Below are 25270 nucleotides of genomic sequence, written 5' to 3' on the forward strand. Positions count from 1 at the left end.
GCCCAAAACATGCAAGAAAATGCGATCGCAGAGCGCAGGATCATGTGGCAGGTCCGCACCGTTGAAAACCACGGCCTTGGAAGTTCCCCCGCGATAAAATGCGGCGCGCAAGCGTTCAGGCATTATGCTGCTCCGGCCAAGAAGTTTCGGAACGCGCGAGGCAACAAGCCGCCTTCGGCAAAAGTCGCCCGTTCCCCTTCGTTGTATAGCCGCAGGTCCAAAGGCGTAGTCTCGATGCTTCCGTCTTTGCGGTGAATTGTAAGGGTGGCTCCGGTCAGATCTTCGTTTAGATCGATGTCGAAAGTCTCTGAACCATCCAACCGAAGCGTGTTTCTGTTAACACCGTCAAGAAAACAAAGGGGGGCAATCCCCATGTTAACTAAGTTTGAGCGGTGAATGCGTTCAAAACTTTCCGCGATAACCGCCCGGATGCCCGCCAACCATGGGGCTTTTGCTGCTGTGTCGCGAGAAGACCCGCAGCCATATTCCTTGCCTCCGATAACGACAAGTTTTTGACCCCGTTCCAAATAGGTTTCAATAGCTTGGTAGATGCTTGCAACCTGACCATCGGGTTCAATCCGGGTCCACGATCCTTCCCGGTCCGGTGTCATTTCGTTACGCAGCCTGTAGTTGGCAAAAGTCGAGCGAATGACCACGTCTGAACAGCCTCGGCGAGTGCCGAAGGAGTTGAAGTCTCGGGGTTCAACGCCGCTTTTTTGAAGAAACTGCCCCGCTTCGGATTCGGGAGTAATAATGCCAGAGGGAGAAATATGATCGGTCGTTACGCTATCGCCAAGAATGACGAGCGGGCGAAGGCCTTTCAATTGAGCGATGCCGGAGTTTGCCGACTGAATATCCTTAACAAAAGGTGGGAATGAAACGTAGGTCGAAGGAGCCCAATCGTACGTGCCTGTTCCAACCTTCAAAGCATTCCACTTGTCGTTGATCTCGCCAATGGAAGAGTAATTGCTTTGAAACTCTTCAGGTGTCACGTGTTTTTCAACAATCTCCGCAACTTCGTCCGCAGAAGGCCAGAGATCGGTCAGCATTACTGGTTCACCGTTCTTGTCCAAACCCAAAGGCTCAGATGTGATGTCCTTCAAAATAGTACCCATCAAGGCATAGGCTACGACCAGTGGCGGTGACGCAATCATATTACGCGAGGCCAAAGGATGGATGCGTCCAGCAAAATTTCGGTTTCCCGACAATACCGCGATGCCTTTGATGTCATTTTCTTTGATTGCCGCTTCGTGGGCAGGGTGCAGCGGCCCGGACATGCCATTGCAAGTCGAACAGGAAAAAGCGGCCACTTCAAAACCCAGCGCATCAAGCGGGTCTTGCAGACCGCTATCCGACAAGTATTTTGCGACGACCCTTGATCCGGGTGCCAGCGACGTTTTTACGTGTGGTTTCACCGATAGACCACGTGCCACCGCATTTCGCGCCAAGAGACCGGCCAGCACCATATTCCGCGGGTTCGCGGTGTTTGTGCAGCTGGTGATCGCAGCGATAATTACATCACCGTCGCCAATGTCATAGTCGGTTCCCGGCACAGGGACTCGACGTTCGACCTCGCCGTCGAGAGTCAAGCGGTCAGTCGCAGCAGCCAAATCAATACGTTGTTCAGGGCGGGAAGGGCCGGATACGGAACGGCCTATTTGGCTGAGGTCAAGCGTAACTACCTTTTCATACTCGATCTTGAGGTCCACCTCTTCAACCCAAAGGTTCTGCAATCGGCAGTATGCTTCGGTTCTGGCTACGTTCTGACCCCGGCCAGTTTGTTGCAGATATCCGGTAGTGCGTGCATCAACGGGGCAAAACACCATAGTTGACCCATATTCCGGCGCCATATTCGCGATCGTGGCACGGTCCGCGACACTGAGAGAGTTGTAGCCGCTGCCGAAAAGTTCAACGAAAGTGTCGACAACACCAATTTTCCGAAGCTTTTCAGCAATTACGAGTGCGATATCCGTGGCAGTAACGTCATCCGACGGTTTGCCTATGACTTCCAACCCGATAACCTGCGGAACGTTTACGGGTGTTGTCTCTCCAAATAGCTGCGCTTCGGCCTCAAGCCCGCCAATGCCCCAGCCCATAATACCAAGTGCATTGATCATAGGGGTGTGACTGTCCGTGCCTAGGCAAGAGTCAGGGATCAGAATGCCGGGATCTTCGTTGGAAGGAACAACAGTCTGGCCCAAGTATTCCAAATTTACCTGATGGCAAATCCCACCCCCTGGCGGAATAACCCTGAGCCTCGGGAATCGAGCCTCGCAAGCTTTGAGAAAGGCAAAACGCTCTCGGTTAACCTCGAATTCGCGATCCATGTTTTTAGTGAGGGCAAACTTGTCAGCCCAATGATTGATCGACATCGAATGATCGATGACCAAATCAACCGGGAGGCTCATGTCGACCTTTGCTGGATTGCCGCCTTGTTCTTCCAGCTTGTTTCGCATGGCCATTATGTCGATCAAGGCCGGGATTCCCAACATATCGTGTAGCAGCAATCTGGCGGGTCGGAATGGAACCGCCTGACCGTCTCTTGCCAGAACATCATGCGCCGCAGCGCCTTCCTGGGAATGCCGGGCAGCGTTTTCAGCCAACACTCTTAGCGAATAGGGCAGGCTGCGGTACCCGCTGCCGATCATCTCGCAGTAGTCAACTGCTCGATACTGGGTTCCTACTAGGTTCTTAAATCGCAAAGCCATTCTCCTGAATTTGCCGTTAACTAGACAGTCCGGGCCAAATGCAGCAAGATGTTTGGGGACTGATTTCACCTGGTAAAACACATTTGACAGCCAATCGCACCGAATCTGTAGAACGCGCGATGTCGATCCTGAGCGCATTTTCCACGCAACGGCCAAGCATGTCCCTAGCAGAACTTGCTGAGGAAACGGGTCTGCATAAAAGCACAATACTGCGGCTGACGAACTCGATGGATATTTACGGTTTCATTCGACGGGACAAAGACGGAAGATTCAGTGTCGGGCCCAGTGTTTGGCGTCTTGGGCTCATCTTTCGGCGCGACTTTACCAAAAGGGAACATGTTGCGCCTTCGCTTAAAATCCTTGTTGAAGCTACGGGTGAGACGGCTTCATTTTATGTGCGAAATGGTAATGAACGTATCTGTTTATACAGAGAAAATTCCCCAAATCTGTTGCGGTTCCATGTAGAGGAGAGGATGCGTTTACGACTTTCTACCGGAGCGTCTGGTTTGGTCCTGAGTCATTTTTCGGGCGAAGATGTCGGCGATTTGAGCAAGTTCAACAAAAATGGAACTGCCAGCTCAGTGGGCCACACCAACCCGAATATCTCTTCGATTGCGACTCCGGTTTTTGACGGGTCCGGTAACCTTATGGGCGCCCTTACAGTCTCGGGCCTAGTCAACAGATTTGATGAAGAGGCGCGAGCGAACGCAATCCCCCTTTTGGAAAGTCTGGCGCGTGGATTGTCCTCTGGCTGAAAGGTACGTTTCACCTGACAGAACGGAAAACTGCATCTCTTGCCAGAGGTGAGCCACGCTCGTAGGGAGGAACACGAAACAGCCGTAAAGGAGTTTGCAGCGATGCTGAACCATGAAATTAACAAAGCATTTCGCGAACGACTGAACCAGGGCGGAGCAATCCTAATGCCGGGCGCAGCCAATGCCCTTGCGGCTCGAGTGATCGATCAACTGGGATTTGAGGCTGTTTATATTTCAGGTGCCGGCCTGACTAACACCTACCTCGGCATGCCAGATCTCGGTTTTGTTTCGCTGACCGAGATTGCTCACCACACTTCTGCTATTCGTAACGCAACAAACCTTCCAATTGTGGTTGACGCTGACACAGGATTTGGCAACGCGCTGAACGTTCATCACACTGTGCGAACATTAGAACGAGCTGGAGCCAGCGCAATTCAAATCGAAGACCAGATCAATCCGAAACGATGCGGGCACTTTTCCGGAAAAGATGTGGTCGATTTGGACGAAGCACGCAGCCGGATAAAGGCTGCCGCGGACACGCGTCTGGATTCCAATTTTTTGATCGTGGCACGCACTGATGCATGCGCGACACAAGGCTTTGATGCAGCCATTGAGCGTGCGCAGGCCTTTATCGAAGACGGTGCAGATATTACCTTTGTTGAGGCCCCGCGAACTGTCGATGAAATTCGCGAAATTCCCAAACGGCTTATCGGAACGCCGCAATTGGTCAATTTGGTTGTAGGCGGTAAAACCCCGATTATTGACTTTGACGAGCTTGATCAGATGGGATTTGGCCTGGTCCTTTATGCTAACGTGGCGCTTCAGGGTGCGCTTAAAGGAATGCACGACGCTTTGTCCATTTTGAAATCCGATGGTCGAATGGATGAAAGCGGTCCTGTCGCACGGTTTGAAATGCGGCAGGGGGCCGTAAACAAAGACTTCTATGATGAAATGGAAGCGCGGTACTCTCGAATCTAAATACTCAAAGGGTTATTGCCGCTAAATTGCGGCACAATGTACATGTGGGGCATTCCTAAAACGAACCATCAAAAACAGGGTTTGCTCCCCGCGATAAGCATTGGACCTTTAGGCAAAAACGCCCGAGATGCGTTCAAACGCCCAAATCATTGCGATGACAGAAACCGAGACGGCTACGACGCCACGCGCGCCAATCCAAACTTTCGGTGGCATTCTGCGAAGAAATACCACCAGCGGCCATACCATTGCGACGATGAAAAGCTGACCTAATTCGACGCCCAGGTTGAATGCCAGCAGGCTTTGCCACACGTTTGTGGCATCCACCTGAAGAATATTGCGTAGCATAAAAGAAAACCCAAATCCGTGCAGCAATCCTATCGCGGCTGTCACTGTGACGGCAGCAGTGTTTGATTGCGCGCGCTCCGGTCGTTGGAACACGGCGTCGGCTGCAGCTAAAATTATCGTCAAAGCAATCGCCGTTTCGACAGCGGGGATGAACCATGGTGCAGAAGGCGCAAACCCAAAGAAACCCGCAATAAGTGTAACTGTGTGCCCCAATGTGAAGCCCGTCACCCGCAACAACAAAGCGGGCAACGTCGCCGCCCCGATGACCATGCACAAAACGAAAAGCACGTGATCAATGCCCTCGATAATGTGCCTAATACCTTCGATCACAAATGTAATAGCGGCCGATGTCGCCGCCCCGGAAATTTCAATAGGTGAGTGCAAAAGACCGGTCGCCCGGTAAGTTCTGATCTTGTCGCCCCTGTAATCCAAAACAAGGTTCGCGGTTTCATCCTGACCATCCAACTCCGGGTTGGCAGACATCGAAATTTCGTAGGTCCCGTCCAGCTTTCCTACAAACCGGATATGAATATCGACTACGGTATCACCGACATAGACGTCCTCGCTGCTGGGTGAAAATGTTTTAGGGCCGGAAAGGGCCAAGGTTGCTTCATCCTTGGTCGCAAAACCGGGTTCTGTACCAATGGGATAAGCGTTCGCCATTACTGTCGCGGGGATCAACCGCCGTTCGTCTACTGCAAAAACTAAATCATCGGCGAGTATGTCGGCCAAGTTCAGCCGTTCTTTGCGAAACATGTCGGCATCGACAAGGTGCATCAGAACCCCATCTTCGACACGATTAATTGTGAAAGGGGCAGGGGCTGGCAACCCGTCCGGGCCAACCGGACCAAGTTTATCAGCGACAAGATATGCCATCGGAGTGCGAATGTAGACGTCGGTCGCGTCCAGCCCATGAACAACATGAAAGATTCGCACATTCTGGTTCAGTTTGAAATGGGCAAGCGCTGAAGTTCCAACGAACGTCATAGCAAGCACTAGAAGAATGGTTAATCGAACGAGTTGATGGCGCATTTGGCTATCCGTCCACCTTTGAACTGAGCACGGTCAGCCCGTCAAGTTCCCAGGTGTCACCTGACCTAGACACGTCTACCAGCCCACGGTAGGCAATGGCACGACGATGCAAGTGACCCCAATGCCCGCCACTCACAGACGATGTCCAATTAGCAAGTATCTGATGCGTATCGTTGTCCGGTTCCGATGTTATGGTTTCGATATTCACGTTGGAAATTTTGTCCGTACGAGCACGAGCCCCTGAAGGCAAAGTTACGGCCAATCCGCGCTGAAGTTCGGCGCTGACGGCGTCTCGGCTTTCCTCTGGTACAAATGCTGCGATTGCGGCGTTGATACCATCGGTCTCTGGCTCCAGCATCGCCACACTTACGTTGTCCAGCAATCCGTGAACGATTTGTTTTGATGCTATGTCGTCTGGCATGCCTTTTCCCGGCATAGAGATCGTTTGTTTGACAGGGAACAACATGGCCGCCGCCATAAGGCATAATCCGCTTGCGCCCCAAAAAATGAAGCTTTTGCGCCCAGTGCCACGCCATGCGCCAATTCCCGCACAGATGCTGATTAAGGCGAAAATGACCGCAAGAGTTGGAAACGAGATGACACTAGCGGTTTTTACCTTTACCGGAACAGTGCGGGGGTTTTCCCATGTCTTCAAATGGTTTGTCCATTTGACGGTATCGTCGCCTCGAAGTGCTTGCGCGGGCACCCCGCCTGCGGGATCTGTTAAAGTAACCGGAACGGCATCAATCCCATCGGGGAAAAGCTCCCAACTCATCGAAACGGTATCTGCCAATGCCGCTTGCGGATAGGACAAAACCACACCCAAAAGCATTGTAGTTCGATCGGCGGGAAGGGTATCGGGAAGAACCTGAAGCCCCTCTGCCCCAACTGCAATTCGCGACACACTGACCGACGAAGGCTCAGAAAGCTCACCGTTTATCACGAGCGGGTTTCGCGCTTCAACGAAAGACGCAGCCGCAACCTTGATGTCAGCAACATCCTGAGGTGTCAGGCGCTCGGTGCCGGACAGTGTCAAGTCTGACCAAGCTTCCAGATCACGGAGCCTAAAAATGATTTCGTGGCGAACTTCCCTAGGCTCCATCGATAGGAAAGACATCACTGGTGACTTGTGGTGCCGCGTCAAGTTTGGGTTTTCAAAAGTACTAAACCACGGATCTTCCCAGTCTGGCAGAATGGTTTCAGTCTTTGACAGATATCGATAATCTGTAACCGGTACGCCCATGTGTTTGGCCAGTACACCCAATACAGCAAGGGGGAATCCATCTTCACGGAGTGGAGGAGTGAAACTTATCCGTTCAGGTTGACCCGAAAATGGAAACCGCATTTCGACGAATACGACGTCATCGCTTCGGGGTCGCGGTGGCACGGTTGATGACGCGGCAGTTCGGCGTGGTAATCTGGGTCTGACATCGACCGCGTCAATCACGCGATCAAGAGGAATACCATCAGCCGAAACTGAGAAAGTTTGTCCCGTGCGCTCGGCGAGCGAAACGCCTGATCCATCGTCTTCGGATACAAATACCGGATAATCGCTTAAGTCGATTTCCAAAGCGACGCGCACGTGGTCTGTGTTGACTTCAAGTTCGGTAAAATTTGGTGCCGTCTCACCGCCATAGGGTGAAACAAGATCGGCGTGCGTCAAATGTGGACCATAAATTCCCACAATAAGAACTGAAACTAAAATGCCGATACGCGGCATTGGTGATCCCCCAAAATCCGTAATTGGCCAAAGCGGTTATTGCTCTGTTCAGTAAACACTACCACTCATTGCCAGGAGAAGGGAACTCCTGCTCAAATACTTTAGTACCATCGAATAGTTTCGAAATTTGACGTTGCCTGCACTACCATCAAGGCCGCTTTCGCAATTGGCCCGGTTCTGAAAATGGGCTTTTCAAGTTAGCTTCATCGAACCGCACTAAGCGGTTGAACTTGGGGCTTCCTTTTTGCAGTTATCCTTCTACAGTCTCGCTTTATTGCCAGACAGTGGAAGGTTTAAAGATCGTGACACGTATTACCAATGTTTCAGCGCGCCTGTTCAACGTTCCGTTGGCTGAGGTTTTGGTTGACGCAAAACATGGGGATCACACTTTTTTCCAATTGGTAACAGTAACGATCCATACGGCGGATGGGATCGAAGGGACAGGATATACCTATACAGGCGGCAAGGGCGGACACGCTGTTCTTGCGATGATCGAACACGAATTGGCGCCGTTTTTGATAGGGAAAAACGCGGGTCAGGTGGAAGAGCTGTACGACGCAATGCAATGGCATGTGCACTATGTGGCGCGTGGTGGAATAGCATCTTTTGCGATATCGGCCATTGATATTGCGCTGTGGGACATTCGCGGTAAAGCGACAAGCGCGCCGTTGTGGAAAATGGCTGGTGGCGTTTCAAATCGGTGCAAAGCGTATGCTGGCGGGATAGATTTGAATTTCCCTTTGGAGAAACTGCTGGCCCAAACCGAAGGGTATTTGTCCCGCGGCTTCAATGCTGTAAAAATCAAAGTCGGGCAACCAGACCTGGCCGAAGATCTCGCGCGCGCAATAGCGGTGCGCGACATGCTTGGGCCTGATCGGTTTTTCATGGTGGATGCAAATTATTCCATGACTGTTGAAGAGGCGATAGTGGCTGCTCGCGGATTTGCCGAAACCGATATTCTGTGGTTCGAAGAACCAACGATTCCTGATGATTACAAAGGGTACGGCCGCATTGCGGACGCAACAGGCGTTCCGCTGGCGATGGGAGAAAACCTACACACTATTCATGAATTCGAGTACGCGTTTGACGATGCCAAACTAAGTTTTATCCAACCTGACGCCTCCAATTGTGGCGGTATCACTGGTTGGCTTCGGGTGGCAGCGCTCAGCTCTCGACATGGAATTCCCGTTTGCAGCCACGGAATGCAAGAACTTCACGTGAGCCTTGTGTCTGCGCAACCCAATTCCGGATGGTTGGAAGTGCATTCTTTTCCGATTGACCAATACACGACCCGTCCGCTGGTTGTAGAAGACTGCCTGGCCGTGGCCCCAGATACGCCTGGCACCGGAGTGGTGTTTGACTGGGAAAAACTGAATTCGGAGCACAAGGAGATGCATCCATGACTGCCCAGACGATTTCTGCGGCCTACTACAGAGGTAACAAGAGCTTTGCCGTTGAGGAAACCGCGGCAACCGCGCCTGGCCCCGGGGAGGCATCGATCCGAATTGCCTATTGCGGCATTTGCGGGACGGACATGCACGTCTATCACGGGAATATGGACGCGCGTGTTGGGCTGAACCGGGTAATAGGTCATGAAATGTCCGGAGTGGTCGAGGCAATAGGTGAAGGCGTGGATAGCGTCCAACCAGGGCAGAAGGTTGTTGTGCGGCCGCTGGACCATTGTGGTGAATGCCCCGCATGCAAGCGTGGACACAAACACATTTGTCAGAACCTGAAGTTTTTGGGGCTTGATACAGATGGTGCGATGCAGGAAATCTGGACTGTTCCGGCGCACACTTTGCATAGGCTGCCCGATGATCTGCGAATGGACCATGCCGCATTGATCGAGCCTGTTGCAGTCGCCTGCCATGACGTCCGACTGTCGGATCTGCAGCCCGGGGAAGACGTGGTCGTCATTGGCGGTGGTCCAATTGGTGTGTTGGTCGCCATGGTCGCCCGCGATGCTGGCGGCAATGTAGTGATATCTGAAGTGAATCCAAATCGGTTAGCGATCGCTGCGAAACTTGGCTTTGAAACCGTGAACCCAACCGAAACGGATCTTGCTGCTGCAATAAATGACCGCACGGGTGACAAAGGTGCGGATGTGGTTTTCGAAGTTTCCGGAACTCAACCGGGCGTGGATGCCATGACAACAGTTGCAGCAACTAAAGCACGGATCGTGATGGTTGCGATCCACGCGACAAAGCCTCAGATCGACCTTTTTCAGTTCTTTTGGCGAGAACTGCAACTAATCGGAGCCCGGGTGTACGAACCCGAAGATTACGAGAAAGCAATTGCCGTCGTCACCTCCGGCGGTGTCGACGCAGATGTCGTAATTACCGATGTCAGCCCTCTGTCGGATATACAAGCCGCATTCGAAGCGCTGGATCGCAGCCCAACGGCCATGAAAAGTTTAATCAAAGTGGGATCGCGCGCATGAATGTTCTGCAAAGCTTCGACCTGACCGGAAAAACTGCGCTGGTCACTGGGTGCAAACGGGGCATTGGGCGAGGGATGGCCGAAGCGCTTGCCTCGGCAGGAGCCGATATTATTGGCGTGTCAGCCTCGCTAGAGTTGTCCGGTTCTGATGTTGAAAAGGCCGTAACCGAAATGGGGCGCACCTTCAGGGCTTACCAATGCGACTTTTCTGACCGCGCCGCATTACATGGATTCATTGATCAAATCAGGGCCGACGGGATCACGCCAGACATACTTGTCAACAACGCCGGAACCATCAAGCGTAAGCCTGCGGCCGAACATCCCGACGAATGGTGGGATGAGGTGATCGAGGTAAACTTGTCTTCGCAATTCGTGCTTTCCCGAGAGATCGGCAAGGACATGGTCGCCCGAGGATCCGGAAAGATTATTTTTACCGCGTCGCTGTTGACCTTTCAGGGCGGGATCACTGTACCGGGTTATTCGGCCTCAAAGGGCGGTATCGGGCAATTGACGAAAGCGCTGGCAAATGAATGGGCGGCACAGGGCGTTAACGTTAATGCCATCGCACCCGGATATATTGCCACAGACAACACACAAGCGCTGCAGGACGATCCGGTTCGCTCCAAATCAATTCTTGAACGAACACCTCAAGGCCGCTGGGGAACTCCTGCGGATTTTGCGGGCCCGGTTGTGTTTTTGGCTTCGTCGGCATCGGATTTTGTAAACGGAGAAATCCTTGTCGTCGACGGTGGATGGATGGGACGCTAGTGCTGTCGAGCGTCCAATAGAGCGTTTCCGCGAAAATATTGCGTGCTAACCTCTAATCTGTCTTTGTTTTGAAATCATGTGAAAACGAGTTTTCTCTTGGCGATGAAGCTCGCTTGGATACACTGTGGTCGAACGTGATCCACGGTGAAGAAACATCGTTTGTGATCAAGATAAGTTTGCAGTTTTATATTTAAGGGCATGAAGTCTGCGGGGGAGGCGCAGAACGAATGGCATATAAACCGTTGTCCGAGGCTACCGAAGACTTAAAGGTGCAATGGTATCGCTCAAAGATGCCGCCGGAGCGATTTCGTGAACTCTCCAAGAGAATTGATCGAAAAGGGTGGCTCCAAGCCGGCGGTCACCTGGTTTTGTTTTGCCTGACGGGTGCCGCCTTACTTTATACTTGGACGCAAAGTTGGTGGATACTCTTCGCTATCGCACTGTTTGCCCATGGGACGGTTGCCTCTTTTTACAAGGGCACAGCTGTACATGAGCTTGGCCATGGAACGGTGTTCGAAACAAAGTGGCTGAACCAGGCCTTCTTATATCTTTTCAGTCTGATTAGTTGGTGGAACCCGTTCGACTATGCCGCGAGCCACACCTACCACCACCGCTACACCCTGCATCCGGAAGGTGACCGAGAAGTGCTGCTGCCGATACATCCAAACGTGGGGCGTGCTTTCTTACTTCAAATGTTCACTTTCAACTTATTTACGCAGCCAGGGCGTACTTTTGGTAAAGGAGGATTCTTATCGACCGTTTGGCTCACCTGTCTTGACGCCTGCGGCAAAGTTGGAGCGACCAATGTCCCGGCCAACGAATGGCTTGATGCTTTGCATCGAGATCAGCCGGTTCAGCGCACAAGGTCGATTTGGTGGTCGCGACTTTTGATTGCGTTTCATTCAGTCGTGCTTTTGTTGGCTCTGACCACTGGTGTCTGGGTGCTTCCTTTGATTTTCACGGTTCCGAGTTACATCGCAAATTGGTTGAGCTACGCCTGTGGATTAACCCAGCACTGCGGATTGATCGAAGATTCCGCTGACTTTCGTAAGAACACCCGCTCAATAAGGCTGCCTAAGTTTGTCGAGTTTCTCTATTGGCACATGAATTGGCACACGGAACACCACATGTATGCTGGCGTGCCGTGCTATAATCTGCCAGCTTTGGCAAAGGAGATAGAGAACGACATGCCTGCCCCGCGTAGCTTGCAGGGCGCATGGCGTGAGATGTTGGAGATTTGGGATCGGCAAAAAACTGACCCGGACTATGCTTGGGACACGCCACTTCCTGCGTCGGCCAAGACGAAACGGAACAAGGAAAGTGTGCTGGCAGAGCGTTCGATCGGTGATTTGGCGCCAAAAGAAATGACGATTGCCAAGTCAGGGGAAAAATCGTGAAACGCATCTATGACTGGGACGCCAAGTTTTCTTTGCGCAATTACACCGCAGCAGACTTACGGGAATTTAAGGGTATCAGGAAACTGGTGCAGACTACCGCAAATTCTGAAGAAGAAGCCTCTGCCGCGGCTGACGCGGGTCTAGATTTGATCATGGGAAATGCCATCAACGCAGTGGCTGTAAGACGCGGTGCGCCAAATTTGTTCTATACAGCAGCGATCCCTATGCCGGATCACCCAACCGAGAAAGACGTTTTGGACCAAGCGTTTCTTGCCATGAAAAACGGCGCTGACTCTGTTTATACGGCGCGCGGTCCGCATATCGTTGAGCTATTGGCGCGCGAGCAGATACCTGTGATGTGCCACCTCGGCTTAGTTCCGCGCCGCTCGACTTGGAACGGTGGATTGCGCGCGATAGGGAAAACCGCTGATGAAGCTTTGGAACTTTGGCGGGCTTTTCGGCGAATGGAAGACGCCGGAGCCTTTTCAGTCGAGGCAGAGGTTATTTGTGATCGGGTCATGGCCGATATTAGCAAACGCACAACCCTCATTACGTCATCGTTGGGTTCCGGATCGGGTGGCGACATTATCTATCTTTTCCAAAATGACGTCTGCGGCGAGCAACCTGACAGACCTCGCCACGCGCGCGCTTTTGGAGATTTGTATGCGTTGCAGCAACAAATCAGGTCTGCTCGTCGATCGGCTTTGAAGGCGTTTAAAAAAGCCGCACAAACAGGGGCTTATCCCGACCAATATGAAACTGCAGATATCTCCGACTTAGAATACGAAAAGTTCGCTGAACATTTGGACAGAGAATAGTGAAACGCAGTTTAACAATCTGTTATAAAACGATTATATCCGATCGGTAGAGATGTCATCCTGCGGTAAATTACCAATGTTAGGGAAGTTTGGACATCAGCCAGTTCAATTCCTGCTGGGTTCCGCAAGAGTCATCCGCCCGAAAGTGCCGAATCGATGGCGTGGTTTCAAAACATTTACAATGCGGTGGCTGAGAGGTGTTTTGTTTCCCCATTCCGTCCCTGAAAACAGCTAATTGGCGTAAAAACCGGGATATTGCCAATGCGTAGATAACACTCCCTCTGTAGTGGGTAGTATGAGGTCGCCGCCTAAACATTGGTGGCTTGTTAATCCGAATGATGTGGACCTACCGCAAGTTCGGAATTGTATATGGTAACGAGTGTGCCGTTCCGATCCCATTCGGAACGGCATTAACTTTTTGAAGCGTTAAGTGTTCATTTTTTGAAAACCTGCTTTCTCTGACGGCCAGCATGGCGTCGGTTTGGTAAGAGGCGTTTCGAAGACACGATGCAGCATTCTTAATATCTCCATGTTATTTGGATTGCGCGGCCCAAGGGTGTAACGAATGCGCGCGCCCAATGGATCGGGAATCGCCGGTATCCGCGACCGGAAGCTCAATGAAAAATTCTGTGCCTTTGCCGAGCGTGCTTCGGTAGTCAATTGTGCCGCCAAAATGCTCGACAATTTCTTTTGAGATGTTCATCCCAAGTCCAGTACCGCCCGCATGACGCTCATCAGAGGAGTCAATTTGGGAAAAGCGGTCGAAGACTTTGTTCCTGCTACCTTTCGGGATACCAATGCCTTGGTCTTTTACAAACAGACGAACATTTTCGCCGATTTTTTCGCATCCAACAGTGATCTCGCCACCGTCGAATGAAAATTTGGCAGCATTGGATATCATATTCGCCAAAACTTGCAGGAGACGCGATGAGTCCCCCTTGATGAAGACTTCTTCGTCTCCACGAATATCCTCTAAAATTTCGACGTTATGAGCGCTGACATAACCCAGATTGCAGGAAATCGCTTCTCTTACCAAAGAGTGAACATCGATTATTCCATCACGATAGTTCATTTCGCCGGCTTCCATTTTCTGAATATCCAATACGTCGTTGATCAGGGAAGCGAGGCGTTCGCTGTTTTTGCCAGCCAAGTGGATTAGGTTTTGCATCGACTCAGGAACTTCACCCAGGGCGCCAGTATTGATCAGGTCCAAAGATCCCTTGATTGATGTCAAAGGTGTTCTCAATTCGTGGCTGACCGTAGAAATGAACTGGGTTTTCGTTATGTAAGCCGCTTTCGTTCTTTCGTGCTCTTCCTTGAGCTTTTCGAGTTGTTCCAAGTTCTTGCGGTAAAGCTTTAAAAATACCAGCGAGCAGTCGATCAGAAAGTACATTACAAAAATCACCGTAAAGAAATGTAGCCATAGTTCGGAGGAAAGGTCAGGCCGTTCGACCCAGATGTCTTTCACTACAATCACCATGAAAGAGACACCGTACATCGCCAGGCGAACAATCATTGCCCACACGAACTGATGGTTGTTCATTGCTGCAAATAGAGCGGCGGCAAACAGGAAAAACAGTGGCGTAAAATGTCCACCCGTTGGCTGTTTCCAAGCCACCGAAACCGCGTACAAACAAATCGCGGTCGCACTTAGGATGGTGTTCAGCAAAATCCAAACAACCATCATCGCAATTGCTTTATGTTGATCAGGTCTGAGACGAGGTACCCGCTTAGCGAGCATCAAATCCTGCACTTCGCAAATGAGGATCGTCCCGTAGAACAACAGCGCGTTGATAGGATCAAAAAAGAATCCGGTGAGGATAGTCGTGGCAAGGAAAATAGCCTGCCGTTGCCACAAGAGCGCAAAGCTCATGGCAGTGTAATCTTTTATGTTTTGCAGAAGCCGGTTTTCCGGTTCCCCGGTATCCCGGTCCGGCAGCTTTGCATCGATGGCTGTCATTTAAAAGTCTTCGTTAATCGCGCTCTGGGCCAATTAGTAGCGGAACAATGAGGACTTAGTTGGTCGGAAATTGGTTCACAGTTTGGCACTAATTCAAAAAACAGAGTGTAACTGTTGCGTGACAAATGCGAGGTCTTCATCGTTGGCTAGTGTGCCGTTTTGTTGCTCAAGTGCCTAACTTGGCTGCAAAAATTTATGATCGCGTTGCTAAAAGGGCAACTTTTCACCTAAATGGAACCGCAGGAAGGTGGAAATGCTCAAAAGGACCGAGCTGTGACTGCAATTGGGAAGACGAATGTGACGCAATTTGACGTCGTTCCAGTTTCGGCGAGACTGGCAGAAAAGCCTGTGTCGTTGCTTCAGTTTGCTAGGTCCGCTGGCCGAAACATGCTGGAAGTTATACCTGCCGAAACTTTGCGCGAAACTTATGTGCGTGGACCTTTGAATATCCACTATTTTTGCGACCCTGAAATGATCACCGAATTGCTGGTCGGGCAGGGACGGTCGTTTCCTAAAGCCAAGTTCACAAAAGACATTATCGGATCAGCGGTTGGTAACGGGCTGATTCTCTCAGAAGGGGAAAAGTGGCGTCAGCAAAGGCGCAGGTATTCTCCGTTGTTCGCTGCCAGAAACCTTCCGGTGCTTTCGCGTCATTTCGCTGAAACTGGGACTGAAGTTGCGGAGTCTCTGGCGGAACATCAAGGTCCCGTGGATATCGCACAAGTGGCGCCAGCATCGACTTTGACAAATATCTCCAGGGTTATCTTCTCGGGGAATAAGGAAGTCAGTTCAGAACAGATTCGCGTCGGGCTAATCAAGTACTTTGAGTATATCTCAGATATTTCATTGTTTGACCTAATGGGTTTGCCAAAGTGGTTACCGCGCAAAAAGTGGATACGAAGCATGGCCCCGGTCTCCACAATGCGCGACCTTGCCCGGCAGGTCATAGAACAACGGCGATCCGAAAACCGGGTTGAACCGCAGGACTTTCTTGATTTCATGATCGAAGCCCTGAAAACGGATTTCGAGGATGAAGAGACGACCGTAGACAATCTTCTGACCTTTGTTGTCGCTGGACATGAAACGTCGGCTAACGCATTGGCTTGGGGTTATTACTTACTTGCATTGAACCCGGAAATGCAGGCCCGAATTCGTCATGAGATTCGGTCGGTTCGCTCAGATGGGCCGATAGAGTTCTCGGACCTCGAGTCGATGCCGCTATTGCGCGCTCATATCAAGGAAACACTTCGCCTCTACCCTTCCGCGGCATTTTTCGCGCGGGACGCATCGGATGATGTCGAAATCAAAGGGGTAGAGATCAAAAAAGGGGACGCTCTGTTTTTTCCGGTTTATTCATTGCACAGAAACGAGAAACTGTGGGAGGCCCCGGAGCAATATCGACCCGAACGTTTCCTTGGCACATCTTTCCCGCGCGGGCAGTACATTCCGTTTGGCGATGGACCTAGGATTTGCATTGGTGCGCAATACGCCGAGACAGAGATCATGGTTTTGATGGCCTCAGTGTTGCGCCGCATAGAATTTTCATTTGCAGATGCGGAAATGCCCGAACCGGTTCTGACGTTTACCATGCGCACCAGTGGTCCTCTGATACTAAACGCTAATAAAGCTCGCGACAGCGATTGAACGCCATCCGAACTTGTTTGACAAGGGTCTAGCTAGGTCTCAGAACACTTGGTACTGGCCGCTATTTGCGGGCCAGATAGGTATTGTCGCCGTACATCTCCTTGAGCACTGTATCGAACAGCCTTCCCTCGACCTCTTGTTTGCGGCTGGTTGAGGAATCTGGATGATGCGTCGACAGTGCAGCCATGCCTTTTCTTAGTCCGCTTTCGCGCTCCTTCACGTTTTCTAGGGCCTTGTTCAAGGCGACAAACGCGCCTGACTTCGAAAACGAGCGCATCGCGACTGGCGAGCTCTTTACTGTTTTGAGATGAACAGAGGCGCAACGGTTGCTGAGAACCGTCCTCAATTTCCTATTGAGGTGCTCCTCGGTTGGAAGCATTTCAGTGTTCTTTCGTCCATGCGTTACTACTAGAAACACGCCAGCACCCCGATAGGAGTAAACTGCTCCGGCAGCTTGTGACGTTTTTTCAATGCACATGCCTATGTCGGAGATCGCATGCCGGAAGGCGCCAAAATCATTCAGGTCAAATCGATATTCGGCATCACGCAGCTTGATTGCGGTAACCCAGGAATCAAAACGGCTGCTCCGTGAGAGTTGTTCGATATAGTTATCAAATTCAACATAACGCAAACACCGCTCTAGACCCTCGATCGAGAGTGGATCCTCGAAGCTGAAACGCTGATTGAAGTCCAATTCTTCACGCAGGTTTTTAATCGAAGCCGAAGAAGACTGGGTCTTTATTCTTTCCATCATCAACAGATGAGCTGCGTTCATTCGGCTGCGCAGTTCAAAGAAATCGAAAGGCTTGGTGATATAGTCGAACGCGCCTTCTAAAAAGGCTTCTTCGATATAAGCCCTGTCATTCATGGCGGTTAGCATTATGACCGGCGTCTCAAGATTGCCAGGAGTGTTTCTGATTTGCCTAAGCAGCTCAATTCCAGTGGTTCCGGGCATTTGGATGTCTACAAGCAAGCAGTCAAAAGGCTTTTCGGCGGCTTCAATTTTTTGAAGCGCTTCTGCGGCCGAAGCAGCAACTGTCACGGTGCAATTTTCAAGTTCAGGAAGCGCCGATTGGAGCAATTCCAAGATACTAGGCTCGTCATCGACGGCCAGAACGTTCAGCGTCGCCTGTTTAAGAGCTCGGAGTTCCAACTTGCTTTGGAACCGATCATTACCGAGGGCAGAATGTCTCATCACTGGTGAACCGTTGTTATAGTTTTAACGGATGCAGCCTAGGAGACGAGTGGGACGAAACAGCGGCAAAAATACAGAAATCCCGTGGGAAAAGGGGTAATTTCTTGACCTTATTTTGGCAGGAGTCGGCACGCAGAGGGCTTGCGGGCTGCGGAAAACAAGTCACAGAACACCCAAAGCGCTAATTTCTGCGAGTTCAGATTTGGCTATGCTTTAGAACGGGTGGTCAATCGGTTCTTCTGAAATATGCCCCAAAAAGGTTTGTGAACAAGCCAAAACCGTTATTATTCTAATGCACTATTGATGTTGAACAAAACGGACTGACTTACGGTTCCATCAATAGAGAATTTAGCGCCGGCAGGAGACGCATTTACGCCCAACCGCCTCGACCAACGCGACCAAACTGATGGAACAATGCCCAGAATACTTGAGGCTCCATTTTCTCTCGCGACGACAGTCATTTGATGAAACAACTCTCGTTGCACTGCAAGCCTTCGAGTTGACGAAACACCATCTGCTACAAAAAATCTTGATGCTTCCCAAATGTTCGATTTTACCGGAGCGTCAAAAAAGAGGATGTCAGTGGGTATGCCTGCCAGCACCCCCCTTTGTGCATCCCGCAGCATGTAACTGTACACCCCGCATTTTGCCGTGGTGGGCAACAGGCGCACGCCAGCAAGGATTTCACCGAACTCATGAAGGACCACCCAGCTGCACGCCGGAGTGTCATACTGGTCGTATTCCATCCCATCCGCTTCGCAAACCTGCCACCTTAGCCGATCAATAAAGATGGACTTTCGCGTCTCGAGGTATCTGGCAAGAAGCGTTCCGTGTTCATGAATGTTGCGAAAATTCATAGTAGTCGCACGAATATCGCCCAGCTCAACCAGTGGCGTTGGCAAGCTACGATTGAATCCAAACAATTTTCGTCGCGCCGGAGCTTTCGGCGCGCCAGTGGTGTCATTGGCAGGGTTTAGGTCCGGAAAAACTTCCTGAACGGGGTACGCCTGCTCATACCTGAGTGGTCGGTCCATATTTTTCTCATAATTTCGCCACACTTATGGCAAGATTCCACTCGGTAAGTCCACAACCTTATGAGGAATATTTTTTAAATGCCAAACAAGTGTGGCTTAATCACCTCCCTGGAACAGAAAGGGTGGCATATTAAGCTTTAACCCTAGTGAAATCTTCGTGTTGCTTGCAGTTTCTGACAGCTTTTCTTATGCGCCAAGCCTTATAAGGCTTTGAAAAGGCAATATCTAAACCAGAAACAGTCCGAATCTTTCGCGTTCAACGCATTTTTGGATTGTTGTGTCGGCAGGTTATTCCTACGATCTTGACGCCGAACTCAGTTCGGGTCCTTCACCGGAAAAATATCGGTTATTTTCTGATAAGTGAAAGCGGTTAGGAACGCGTAGTTAAGCATACGCAAAAAATACGGGTAGTCACAGGGAAGCCTACCTTAGGTCACCGTTTTGCCGCCTTTGTCCGACAGGATTGCCCAACCCTGAGAGTTTTCTCACCGATCAACCGCTGCTCTTAGTCTGCAATGCCCGGCGGTTGGTTAGGTGGCAAAGTTTGGTGAATACTTATGCGTATACTAGCTGTAGACGACGACCCGAGCATTTTGGAATTGCTGAACAGCGTGTTAGCTGCTTTTGGCTACAAAGACGTGGTCACCGCCCGGAGCGGAGACGAAGCGCTTGAAATCCTTTCAAACCCTGATGAAGCTTTTGATTGCTTACTTCTCGACGTTCAGATGCCGCAAATGAACGGCATTGCTCTTTGCGAAGAGGCCCGAAAGCTTCCCGGGTATACGTATACGCCGATCATCATGGTAACCGCCATGGTTCAGAAGCAGTATATTGACGAGGCGTTCGAAGCTGGCGCGACAGACTATGTTACAAAGCCGTTTGAGTTTTCCGATCTGAAAAAGAGACTTTCGGACGCTTACAGAATGGCAGCGGAACGCAGAGCGGCCATCGAAGTGTTTGAAGCGGACGAACACGCAGATTTGGGTTCTGAAGTATACCCTGACGTTCGGCTTAGCGACCCGCAGTACTTTGGAGATTTGCCAGGGTGCATTGGGTTGGCTGAATTTGAGAACTACGTCATTCAGCTTTCGACAATGCACTCGAAAGCGGCAAAGATCGTCGCGGTTAAATTCGTGGACGCAGAGCGAGTTTACAAATCAAGCTCTGTCAGCGAATTTCGCAAGGCCATGGCGTCAGCCGGGGCGGCGCTTCTTTCTGCAACGCAAGAAGGGCGTAAAGTGGCGACATACTGGGGTAACGGCGTATTCCTGGTGATTTATGACAATCAACACGAGTCTAGTGCTGATCGATTGATTTCTTCAAATCCAGAAGTTTCGAAAAAGATAACGGAACGAGCTAAGACCGACCTTTCACTGGACTTCCAGGTGGGTCAAGAGGTTCCGCTGGAAGCTAAGACAAAAATGGAAGCTTTGTATTTGATCGACAAGGCTGTTGAAACGGCGGAAATGTCTGAAGGTCGAGCGGCGAACTTCGCCTAGCGGCAAACATCTATTTTTTAAATCTGAAAATGGAACTGGAAGAAGTACTTCTTCTTGTTCTAATGCGACTCCTCCTTGTCCTGCGAACCGGCAGCCACGGCCATCCTTTTGATGCCTGGGTGTGCAATCGGCAGTTGACGTTTTAGCAGAACATGGATTGGGAGCGACGCAAATGACAAACAAAGATCGTCGCTGACCCTGCAATAAGGATCATCAAGGTCCCAAATGCCGCGTCGATGTTGGGGAAAGTTCCGGGAAAGTGCGCTGACTATGACGCCCTGCACACCGGATAGGCGTAATTCATGCCGGCAGCGACTGTTGCAGCTCCGCGCTGATAAGCTTTGACAAGAATGATCTGGGTGCCAAGAGGGCTTCAGTCCGTATCAGACAGGGGCGTTTCTATTGGGCTATTCACATCAAATGCTGCTGTAGCTGGTCTGGCTTCGCCAAAGCATAAAAATTTTAGAACCTACCCAAGCTAAAAAAAAGAAGCCATTGTTACAAAATGGAAAGCCGCGTTCTTAACCCGGTGCAATTGTTCTTGCTGGCAATCGTTGTATCGATAGTAATTTTTTCTGGTATTTTTGTTATCCGAGCTTCGGGTGCTCTGCAGCGGCTTGAATTTACACATTTTGACTGGATGATTGGTACAATGGCGTCTGAGCATCCAAGTAGCGACGCCGTCGTAATCGCAATTGTTGACGAGGATCTGCGTAACTGGGGTTGGCCGCTACCGGATCAAAAGCTTGCTGAGATAATCGAAACCCTTACCGATGCAAAAGTTGCTGCAATTGGGGTCGATATCTACCGGGACAATGCCGTTGTTGATGGAAGAGAACGTTTGAAGGCGGCCTTTAATGATGCCGACGCGGTGTGGGTCACAAAACTGGCTTCGTCGGGCGGATACAGTATCGAGGCTCCGGATTTTGCTCATGAATCCGACAGTGTGGGATTCGCTGACATCCCAGTAGATTACGATAGCGTGGCGCGCAGGGGCCTTGTTTTGGTGGGGCAAGAAAGTGGTTTGTCGCTTGCATTGGGTACCAAGCTTGCACTTTTGGCGTTAGCTCAGAACGAGCTTCAAGCCTGGAGTGATGATCCTAGCGTACTCTTATTCGGCGACACACCTGTTCCAAGGCTGGTCGACGGATTTGGGAGCTATCGAGGGTTAGACGACACCGGTTATCAAATATTATTGGAGTTTGGAAACGAATTACCCATAGCGGAAATGGTAAGAGCAAAAGACTTGCTTAACGGCGATGTCCCAATTGATCAACTCAGGAACCGGGTAGCAATTATTGGCGTTACCAGTGAATCTATAAAAGACGACTTTAGGACTCCGTTGAATAGCTCGGCAGGATCGCTGTTTACATATGGCGTGCAAATCCACGCTGCATTTGTTCAACAATTGTTAAACTATGCGGCCCAGCGTTCTATCCCTTTGAAAAGCCCGAACCGTGTGTCGCAAGCCGTGTTGTTCCTGATTACAGCGATTGGCGGCGCAACGTTGGGTGTCGTATCAAGATCAGCTATCGTCGCGCTTCTTTTGGGTCCAGGGTTTGGCTTGGCAATCTTTGCCGGGACATCCGCAATTATGTCGCGAGACCTTTGGTTGCCTGTAGTGCCGATGTCGCTTGCGTGGCTGCTTGCTTTTCTAATTACGTTTTTGATTGTTGGATGGATTTCGCGCAGTCAGAGACGCGCCATAGCGCAGTTGTTTTCAGATCACCTTTCGCCAGCGTTGGCGGATCAGATATGGAAAGAGCGCGATTACATAATTGCCGGTGGAAGATCACGCCCAATGCGTCTTCAGGTATCCGTGCTTTTTGCAGATCTCGCAGGTTCCACGACAGTCGGTGGTTCAGCCGACCCAGAGAAGTTCATGAACTGGGCAAGTCGAATTCTCAACGAAATGAGCCGCATCGCCCGTGAAAATGGTGGGTTCCTTGAGAAGTTCACAGGAGACGGTGTGTTGGTGGTATTTGGTGCACCAGTGCCCAGAACCACAAAAGATCAGATTACCGATGATGCCGTGGCCGCCTGCCGTACCGCACTTCAAATCGCCGACTCTGTTGAAGATTTTAACAGGCAAACGGGGCTATTGGCTGACTACAACGTAAGGATCGGTTTGAATAGCGGCACTGTATTAAGTGGTACGTTGGGAACTAAGGGTAGCTTTCAATACAACATCATGGGCGATACCGTGAATGTTGCTTCTCGGATTGAAGCTTTTGGAAAAACGCTGAAAGATCGACACAAGAACGCAACTCGAATATGTTTGAGCGAAGATTTAAAGGAGCTAACGGAAGGTCTGGTTGTTTGCGAACCCGTTGGGAAACTACGACACGACGACGAAAAAAGTGAAATTGAAATTTATCAGCTAATTGGAATGGCGAAACGGGGGGTTTCGCGATGATTTCGAAAAGGTCGATAGCGATAAGGTGTTTTTTCCTGAGCGCGCTAAGCGTTTTGTATTTTTTCGCAAGCCTTCCCGAGGCGACAGCCCAGCAGTCGACTAACGACCAGAAATCAAAGACAAAGCCAATCGTTTTCAAGCCCCCGCCCAATGGTGTACCGGCAGATCGAGTCGGTGCAGCAACCCGCGATATAGAACAGCAAGACGGTATCTTGACGTTGCTTGTTCCAAAGGGCGGGGGTCTTACGACACTTCAGCGACCACCTTTGGTTTGGTTTGTTGGTGAAACTTTTGGCGGACAAATGCACGCGCAGATTGCCCGAGTTGGAGTGCCACAAAATGGGGCAATGAAAACAAGTCAAAGCCGCTACCGAAAAGGTTATTATGCGCTGGATCTGGCGCGCTCCGACTTTGTTCTTGAGCCTGGAGCCATCTACGAATGGACCGTCGTGTTGTCCGATCCACAAACCGGTCAAGTAAACTCGCAAGTAACAAGTTATGTTGAACTGACAGATGGACTGACAATTGAATCGCCAGAAGACATAACGGCGTTGGCTGCAGAGGGTTTGTGGTTTGATGCGCTGGCACCCTTTGTCGAAACAGAATTGTCGGGTAGAGTCCGAATTGACGAGAATATGGCTTTTTGGGAATTGATATCATCTGCAGGTTTGTCCCTGCCATAACGCAAAAACCGTTTGCTATGCATGCCGAAAGAGGATCAGAAGATGTCTCAGTGGGCGATTTTTTCAGCATTTTTTCCGCGACTCTTGTTATTTGCTCTGATCTGTTTTTTGGCAGCGTATGACAATGCGGCCGCCGAACCAGAGAAACGTGTGGCTCTTGTAATTGGAAACTCTGCCTATCAGCATGTTTCCAGCTTACCTAATCCATCCAACGACGCCGAGGACATTTCGAGATCTCTGGAGCGCATCGGGTTCCAAGTTACCAGGGGTCAGGACTTGGATTATAACGGAATGCGTATCGCATTGCGCGACTTTGCCGAGGTTGCAGCCAATGCCGATGTTGCACTTGTGTATTTCGCAGGGCATGGGATCGAAATTGAAAACACGAACTACCTGATACCCGTAAGCGCGACTCTGAAAAGCGACCGAGATGTCGAATTCGAAGCTATTCGTTTGGATGCAATCGTCGGATCGATTTCCGACACCGCAGGACTAAAAATTGTGCTTGTCGACGCCTGCCGCAACAACCCGTTTGTGGCACAGATGGCAAGGGCATCCTCCACTCGCTCCATTGGTCGCGGATTGGCGGCAGTGGAGCCGGGCGGTGTAATCGTCGGCTATGCCGCTCGGGGCGGTACGTTGGCTCAGGACGGCGATGGCCGGAATAGTCCGTACGCAAAAGCTATTTTGGAACACATCGAGCAACCCGGATTAGAGCTTGGCAAGATGTTTCGACGTGTCAGAGATCGTGTTTTCGAGCTGACTGATGGTTTTCAGGAACCTTTCATCTATGGTTCTCTTCCTGGTGAGGACATTTATCTGGTTCCCAAAAGTGAACCGGTCGCGATGCAGTTGCCGAGTAATCAAGTCTCTAACGCTCCGATCAGCGAGGCAGCTCCGACGAAGACAGAAGACGTGATCGCCGCCGCCATGAAAACGAACACGATGCGCGGTTGGGACCTTATCCGCCAAAAATACCGATCCGTCCCGGTCTCGGAACCAGAAGTGTTGAAACGTATGACCGAGATCACTCCTGACTGGGCGAAAGAGAGAGGGCTGTTGCTTGCGCTTGAAGACACGCTAATACCGGGGCGCGAACGGAAAAAACAGTTGCAAGACAATCTCAATGATGCCGGGTTTGACGTTGGAGCCTCTGATGGTGCGCTGGGCCCTAAGTCGCGATCAGGGATAAAGGAACTTCAGGCGGCTCATGGCCTTGAGCAAACCGGATATGCCGACCCTGCGGTTCTTACAATTTTGGGTATGGGAACATTTCAACAGGGTGAGGATAGCTTTATTAGTAACCCATTCGCAGTGCGTCAGAACGCCGAAGATTTGGATTTGCTCGGCGAGTCCGAAGAAATCACGCGAATTTTAAAGTGCTTAGGTTTGCGCCAAAGTATTTACGGCAAGTTTCGCGGCAATCTATATGTCGTAATGGTGTATTCGGGCAACCTATTTGGCGCGCGCAACGAAGCGCAAAAGTGTGGCGTAGACCTTGCATCAATAACATCTGCCGAGGAGAACGCATTTGTTGTGCGAATGATGGCCAACGATCCTTCGTTTTTTTCAGTAGGCTACGACAGTAAAACGAATGTCAGCTATAAGGCGGGGCCGTATTTCGGTTTCCGAAAGGATCCTAAAGAAGACAATGCCGTAATTGGTTGGAGATGGTACAGTGGTGAACCAGTGAAATACACGAACTGGTTGCCCTCAAAGCCTAACAGAACGCATGGCAATGGTAACAAGGCTTATGCGCAATTCCAGTACGAAGCACGCGGACGGCGTGACCTCAGTAACGTGGTGCCGACAAAATGGTTTGACGGATCAGGTGGTTACGTGCGTTCGGTTGTGCTGAAAGGCAGCCTGCAATGATGAA

18 protein-coding genes and 1 pseudogene are annotated in these 25270 nt (G+C 50.7%); 13 read left to right on the plus strand and 6 right to left on the minus strand.

The window, feature by feature from the left end:
* Positions 1 to 122 precede the first annotated feature (122 nt).
* On the minus strand, positions 123 to 2708 hold the full coding sequence (gene acnA, locus AC2FNV_RS02425; protein ID WP_170604166.1) for an aconitate hydratase AcnA: 2586 nt from the start codon (positions 2706 to 2708) through the stop codon (positions 123 to 125).
* 38 nt (positions 2709 to 2746) lie between these two features.
* Between acnA and AC2FNV_RS02430 the strand changes: the two are divergent.
* From AC2FNV_RS02430 to AC2FNV_RS02440, 3 genes and pseudogenes are all read left to right on the plus strand, one after another.
* A pseudogene (locus tag AC2FNV_RS02430) lies at positions 2747 to 2953 on the plus strand (helix-turn-helix domain-containing protein); the annotation flags it as partial.
* 228 nt (positions 2954 to 3181) lie between these two features.
* Positions 3182 to 3463, plus strand: coding sequence for an IclR family transcriptional regulator domain-containing protein (locus AC2FNV_RS02435; RefSeq protein WP_496772365.1), 282 nt, complete (start codon positions 3182 to 3184; stop codon positions 3461 to 3463).
* Between the two features lie 102 nt (positions 3464 to 3565).
* Positions 3566 to 4441: an isocitrate lyase/PEP mutase family protein gene (locus tag AC2FNV_RS02440; protein ID WP_170604341.1), complete on the plus strand. Its 876-nt coding sequence runs from the start codon at positions 3566 to 3568 to the stop codon at positions 4439 to 4441.
* 108 nt (positions 4442 to 4549) lie between these two features.
* Here the strand turns inward: AC2FNV_RS02440 and AC2FNV_RS02445 are convergent, their stop codons facing one another.
* Both AC2FNV_RS02445 and AC2FNV_RS02450 read right to left on the minus strand, forming a co-directional pair.
* On the minus strand, positions 4550 to 5818 hold the full coding sequence (locus tag AC2FNV_RS02445; RefSeq protein WP_170604162.1) for a HupE/UreJ family protein: 1269 nt from the start codon (positions 5816 to 5818) through the stop codon (positions 4550 to 4552).
* A 4-nt stretch (positions 5819 to 5822) separates the two neighbouring features.
* Positions 5823 to 7538, minus strand: coding sequence for a MerC domain-containing protein (locus AC2FNV_RS02450; RefSeq protein ID WP_170610351.1), 1716 nt, complete (start codon positions 7536 to 7538; stop codon positions 5823 to 5825).
* 302 nt (positions 7539 to 7840) lie between these two features.
* Here AC2FNV_RS02450 and AC2FNV_RS02455 point away from each other — a divergent pair, with 302 nt between their 5' ends.
* The 5 genes from AC2FNV_RS02455 to AC2FNV_RS02475 all read left to right on the plus strand — a co-directional run bounded on the left by AC2FNV_RS02455 (position 7841) and on the right by AC2FNV_RS02475 (position 12960).
* Positions 7841 to 8941 carry a mandelate racemase/muconate lactonizing enzyme family protein gene (locus AC2FNV_RS02455; RefSeq protein ID WP_367648109.1) on the plus strand — a complete coding sequence of 367 codons (1101 nt, stop codon included), beginning with the start codon at positions 7841 to 7843 and terminating at the stop codon, positions 8939 to 8941.
* A complete protein-coding gene (locus AC2FNV_RS02460; RefSeq protein ID WP_170604158.1) occupies positions 8938 to 9978 on the plus strand; it encodes a zinc-dependent alcohol dehydrogenase in 1041 nt (346 codons plus the stop codon). The genes AC2FNV_RS02455 and AC2FNV_RS02460 overlap by 4 nt, the downstream gene beginning before the upstream one ends.
* Positions 9975 to 10745 carry an SDR family oxidoreductase gene (locus AC2FNV_RS02465; RefSeq protein ID WP_170604156.1) on the plus strand — a complete coding sequence of 257 codons (771 nt, stop codon included), beginning with the start codon at positions 9975 to 9977 and terminating at the stop codon, positions 10743 to 10745. Before AC2FNV_RS02460 ends, AC2FNV_RS02465 begins: the two co-directional genes overlap by 4 nt.
* Before the next feature lie 227 nt (positions 10746 to 10972).
* Positions 10973 to 12142 (plus strand): fatty acid desaturase, encoded by a 1170-nt coding sequence (locus AC2FNV_RS02470; RefSeq protein ID WP_170604154.1) that lies wholly within the window; start codon positions 10973 to 10975, stop codon positions 12140 to 12142.
* Positions 12139 to 12960 (plus strand): 3-methyl-2-oxobutanoate hydroxymethyltransferase, encoded by an 822-nt coding sequence (locus AC2FNV_RS02475; protein WP_170604152.1) that lies wholly within the window; start codon positions 12139 to 12141, stop codon positions 12958 to 12960. The genes AC2FNV_RS02470 and AC2FNV_RS02475 overlap by 4 nt, the downstream gene beginning before the upstream one ends.
* A 532-nt stretch (positions 12961 to 13492) precedes the next feature.
* On the opposite strand, the gene AC2FNV_RS02480 is transcribed toward AC2FNV_RS02475, so the two are convergent.
* Positions 13493 to 14713 carry a sensor histidine kinase gene (locus AC2FNV_RS02480; RefSeq protein ID WP_496772300.1) on the minus strand — a complete coding sequence of 407 codons (1221 nt, stop codon included), beginning with the start codon at positions 14711 to 14713 and terminating at the stop codon, positions 13493 to 13495.
* Between the two features lie 504 nt (positions 14714 to 15217).
* Between AC2FNV_RS02480 and AC2FNV_RS02485 the strand changes: the two genes are divergently transcribed.
* Entirely contained in the window at positions 15218 to 16564 is a 1347-nt protein-coding gene (locus AC2FNV_RS02485; RefSeq protein ID WP_367648108.1) for a cytochrome P450, read from the plus strand.
* A gap of 61 nt (positions 16565 to 16625) precedes the next feature.
* On the opposite strand, the gene AC2FNV_RS02490 is transcribed toward AC2FNV_RS02485, so the two are convergent.
* A complete protein-coding gene (locus tag AC2FNV_RS02490; RefSeq protein WP_170604146.1) occupies positions 16626 to 17759 on the minus strand; it encodes a response regulator in 1134 nt (377 codons plus the stop codon).
* A 284-nt stretch (positions 17760 to 18043) separates the two neighbouring features.
* Positions 18044 to 18793 (minus strand): acyl-homoserine-lactone synthase, encoded by a 750-nt coding sequence (locus AC2FNV_RS02495; protein ID WP_254442452.1) that lies wholly within the window; start codon positions 18791 to 18793, stop codon positions 18044 to 18046.
* Positions 18794 to 19350: 557 nt separating this feature from the next.
* Here AC2FNV_RS02495 and AC2FNV_RS02500 point away from each other — a divergent pair.
* The 4 genes from AC2FNV_RS02500 (at position 19351) to AC2FNV_RS02515 (ending at position 25266) form a co-directional block, all read left to right on the plus strand.
* Positions 19351 to 20292, plus strand: a complete 942-nt coding sequence (locus tag AC2FNV_RS02500) for a response regulator (protein WP_170476373.1) — start codon at positions 19351 to 19353, stop codon at positions 20290 to 20292.
* A 505-nt stretch (positions 20293 to 20797) separates the two neighbouring features.
* The gene (locus tag AC2FNV_RS02505) at positions 20798 to 22708 is read left to right on the plus strand and encodes a CHASE2 domain-containing protein (protein WP_170604144.1); all 1911 of its coding nucleotides are present in this window, start codon (positions 20798 to 20800) and stop codon (positions 22706 to 22708) included.
* On the plus strand, positions 22705 to 23391 hold the full coding sequence (locus AC2FNV_RS02510; RefSeq protein ID WP_170604142.1) for a DUF928 domain-containing protein: 687 nt from the start codon (positions 22705 to 22707) through the stop codon (positions 23389 to 23391). Before AC2FNV_RS02505 ends, AC2FNV_RS02510 begins: the two co-directional genes overlap by 4 nt.
* Before the next feature lie 42 nt (positions 23392 to 23433).
* Entirely contained in the window at positions 23434 to 25266 is a 1833-nt protein-coding gene (locus AC2FNV_RS02515) for a caspase family protein (RefSeq protein ID WP_170604140.1), read from the plus strand.
* Positions 25267 to 25270 lie beyond the last annotated feature (4 nt).

Source organism: Ruegeria sp. BHSA163, assembly GCF_059613365.1.

What these genes read in the sequence shown, in the direction of transcription:
- acnA (WP_170604166.1), bottom strand. Translation starts at nt 2,708, where the DNA reads ATGGCTTTGCGATTTAAGAACCTAGTAGGAACCCAGTATCGAGCAGTT.
- AC2FNV_RS02435 (WP_496772365.1), top strand. Translation starts at nt 3,182, where the DNA reads ATGCGTTTACGACTTTCTACCGGAGCGTCTGGTTTGGTCCTGAGTCAT.
- AC2FNV_RS02440 (WP_170604341.1), top strand. Translation starts at nt 3,566, where the DNA reads ATGCTGAACCATGAAATTAACAAAGCATTTCGCGAACGACTGAACCAG.
- AC2FNV_RS02445 (WP_170604162.1), bottom strand. Translation starts at nt 5,818, where the DNA reads ATGCGCCATCAACTCGTTCGATTAACCATTCTTCTAGTGCTTGCTATG.
- AC2FNV_RS02450 (WP_170610351.1), bottom strand. Translation starts at nt 7,538, where the DNA reads ATGCCGCGTATCGGCATTTTAGTTTCAGTTCTTATTGTGGGAATTTAT.
- AC2FNV_RS02460 (WP_170604158.1), top strand. Translation starts at nt 8,938, where the DNA reads ATGACTGCCCAGACGATTTCTGCGGCCTACTACAGAGGTAACAAGAGC.
- AC2FNV_RS02465 (WP_170604156.1), top strand. Translation starts at nt 9,975, where the DNA reads ATGAATGTTCTGCAAAGCTTCGACCTGACCGGAAAAACTGCGCTGGTC.
- AC2FNV_RS02470 (WP_170604154.1), top strand. Translation starts at nt 10,973, where the DNA reads ATGGCATATAAACCGTTGTCCGAGGCTACCGAAGACTTAAAGGTGCAA.
- AC2FNV_RS02490 (WP_170604146.1), bottom strand. Translation starts at nt 17,759, where the DNA reads ATGAGACATTCTGCCCTCGGTAATGATCGGTTCCAAAGCAAGTTGGAA.
- AC2FNV_RS02495 (WP_254442452.1), bottom strand. Translation starts at nt 18,793, where the DNA reads ATGGACCGACCACTCAGGTATGAGCAGGCGTACCCCGTTCAGGAAGTT.
- AC2FNV_RS02500 (WP_170476373.1), top strand. Translation starts at nt 19,351, where the DNA reads ATGCGTATACTAGCTGTAGACGACGACCCGAGCATTTTGGAATTGCTG.
- AC2FNV_RS02505 (WP_170604144.1), top strand. Translation starts at nt 20,798, where the DNA reads ATGGAAAGCCGCGTTCTTAACCCGGTGCAATTGTTCTTGCTGGCAATC.
- AC2FNV_RS02510 (WP_170604142.1), top strand. Translation starts at nt 22,705, where the DNA reads ATGATTTCGAAAAGGTCGATAGCGATAAGGTGTTTTTTCCTGAGCGCG.
- AC2FNV_RS02515 (WP_170604140.1), top strand. Translation starts at nt 23,434, where the DNA reads ATGTCTCAGTGGGCGATTTTTTCAGCATTTTTTCCGCGACTCTTGTTA.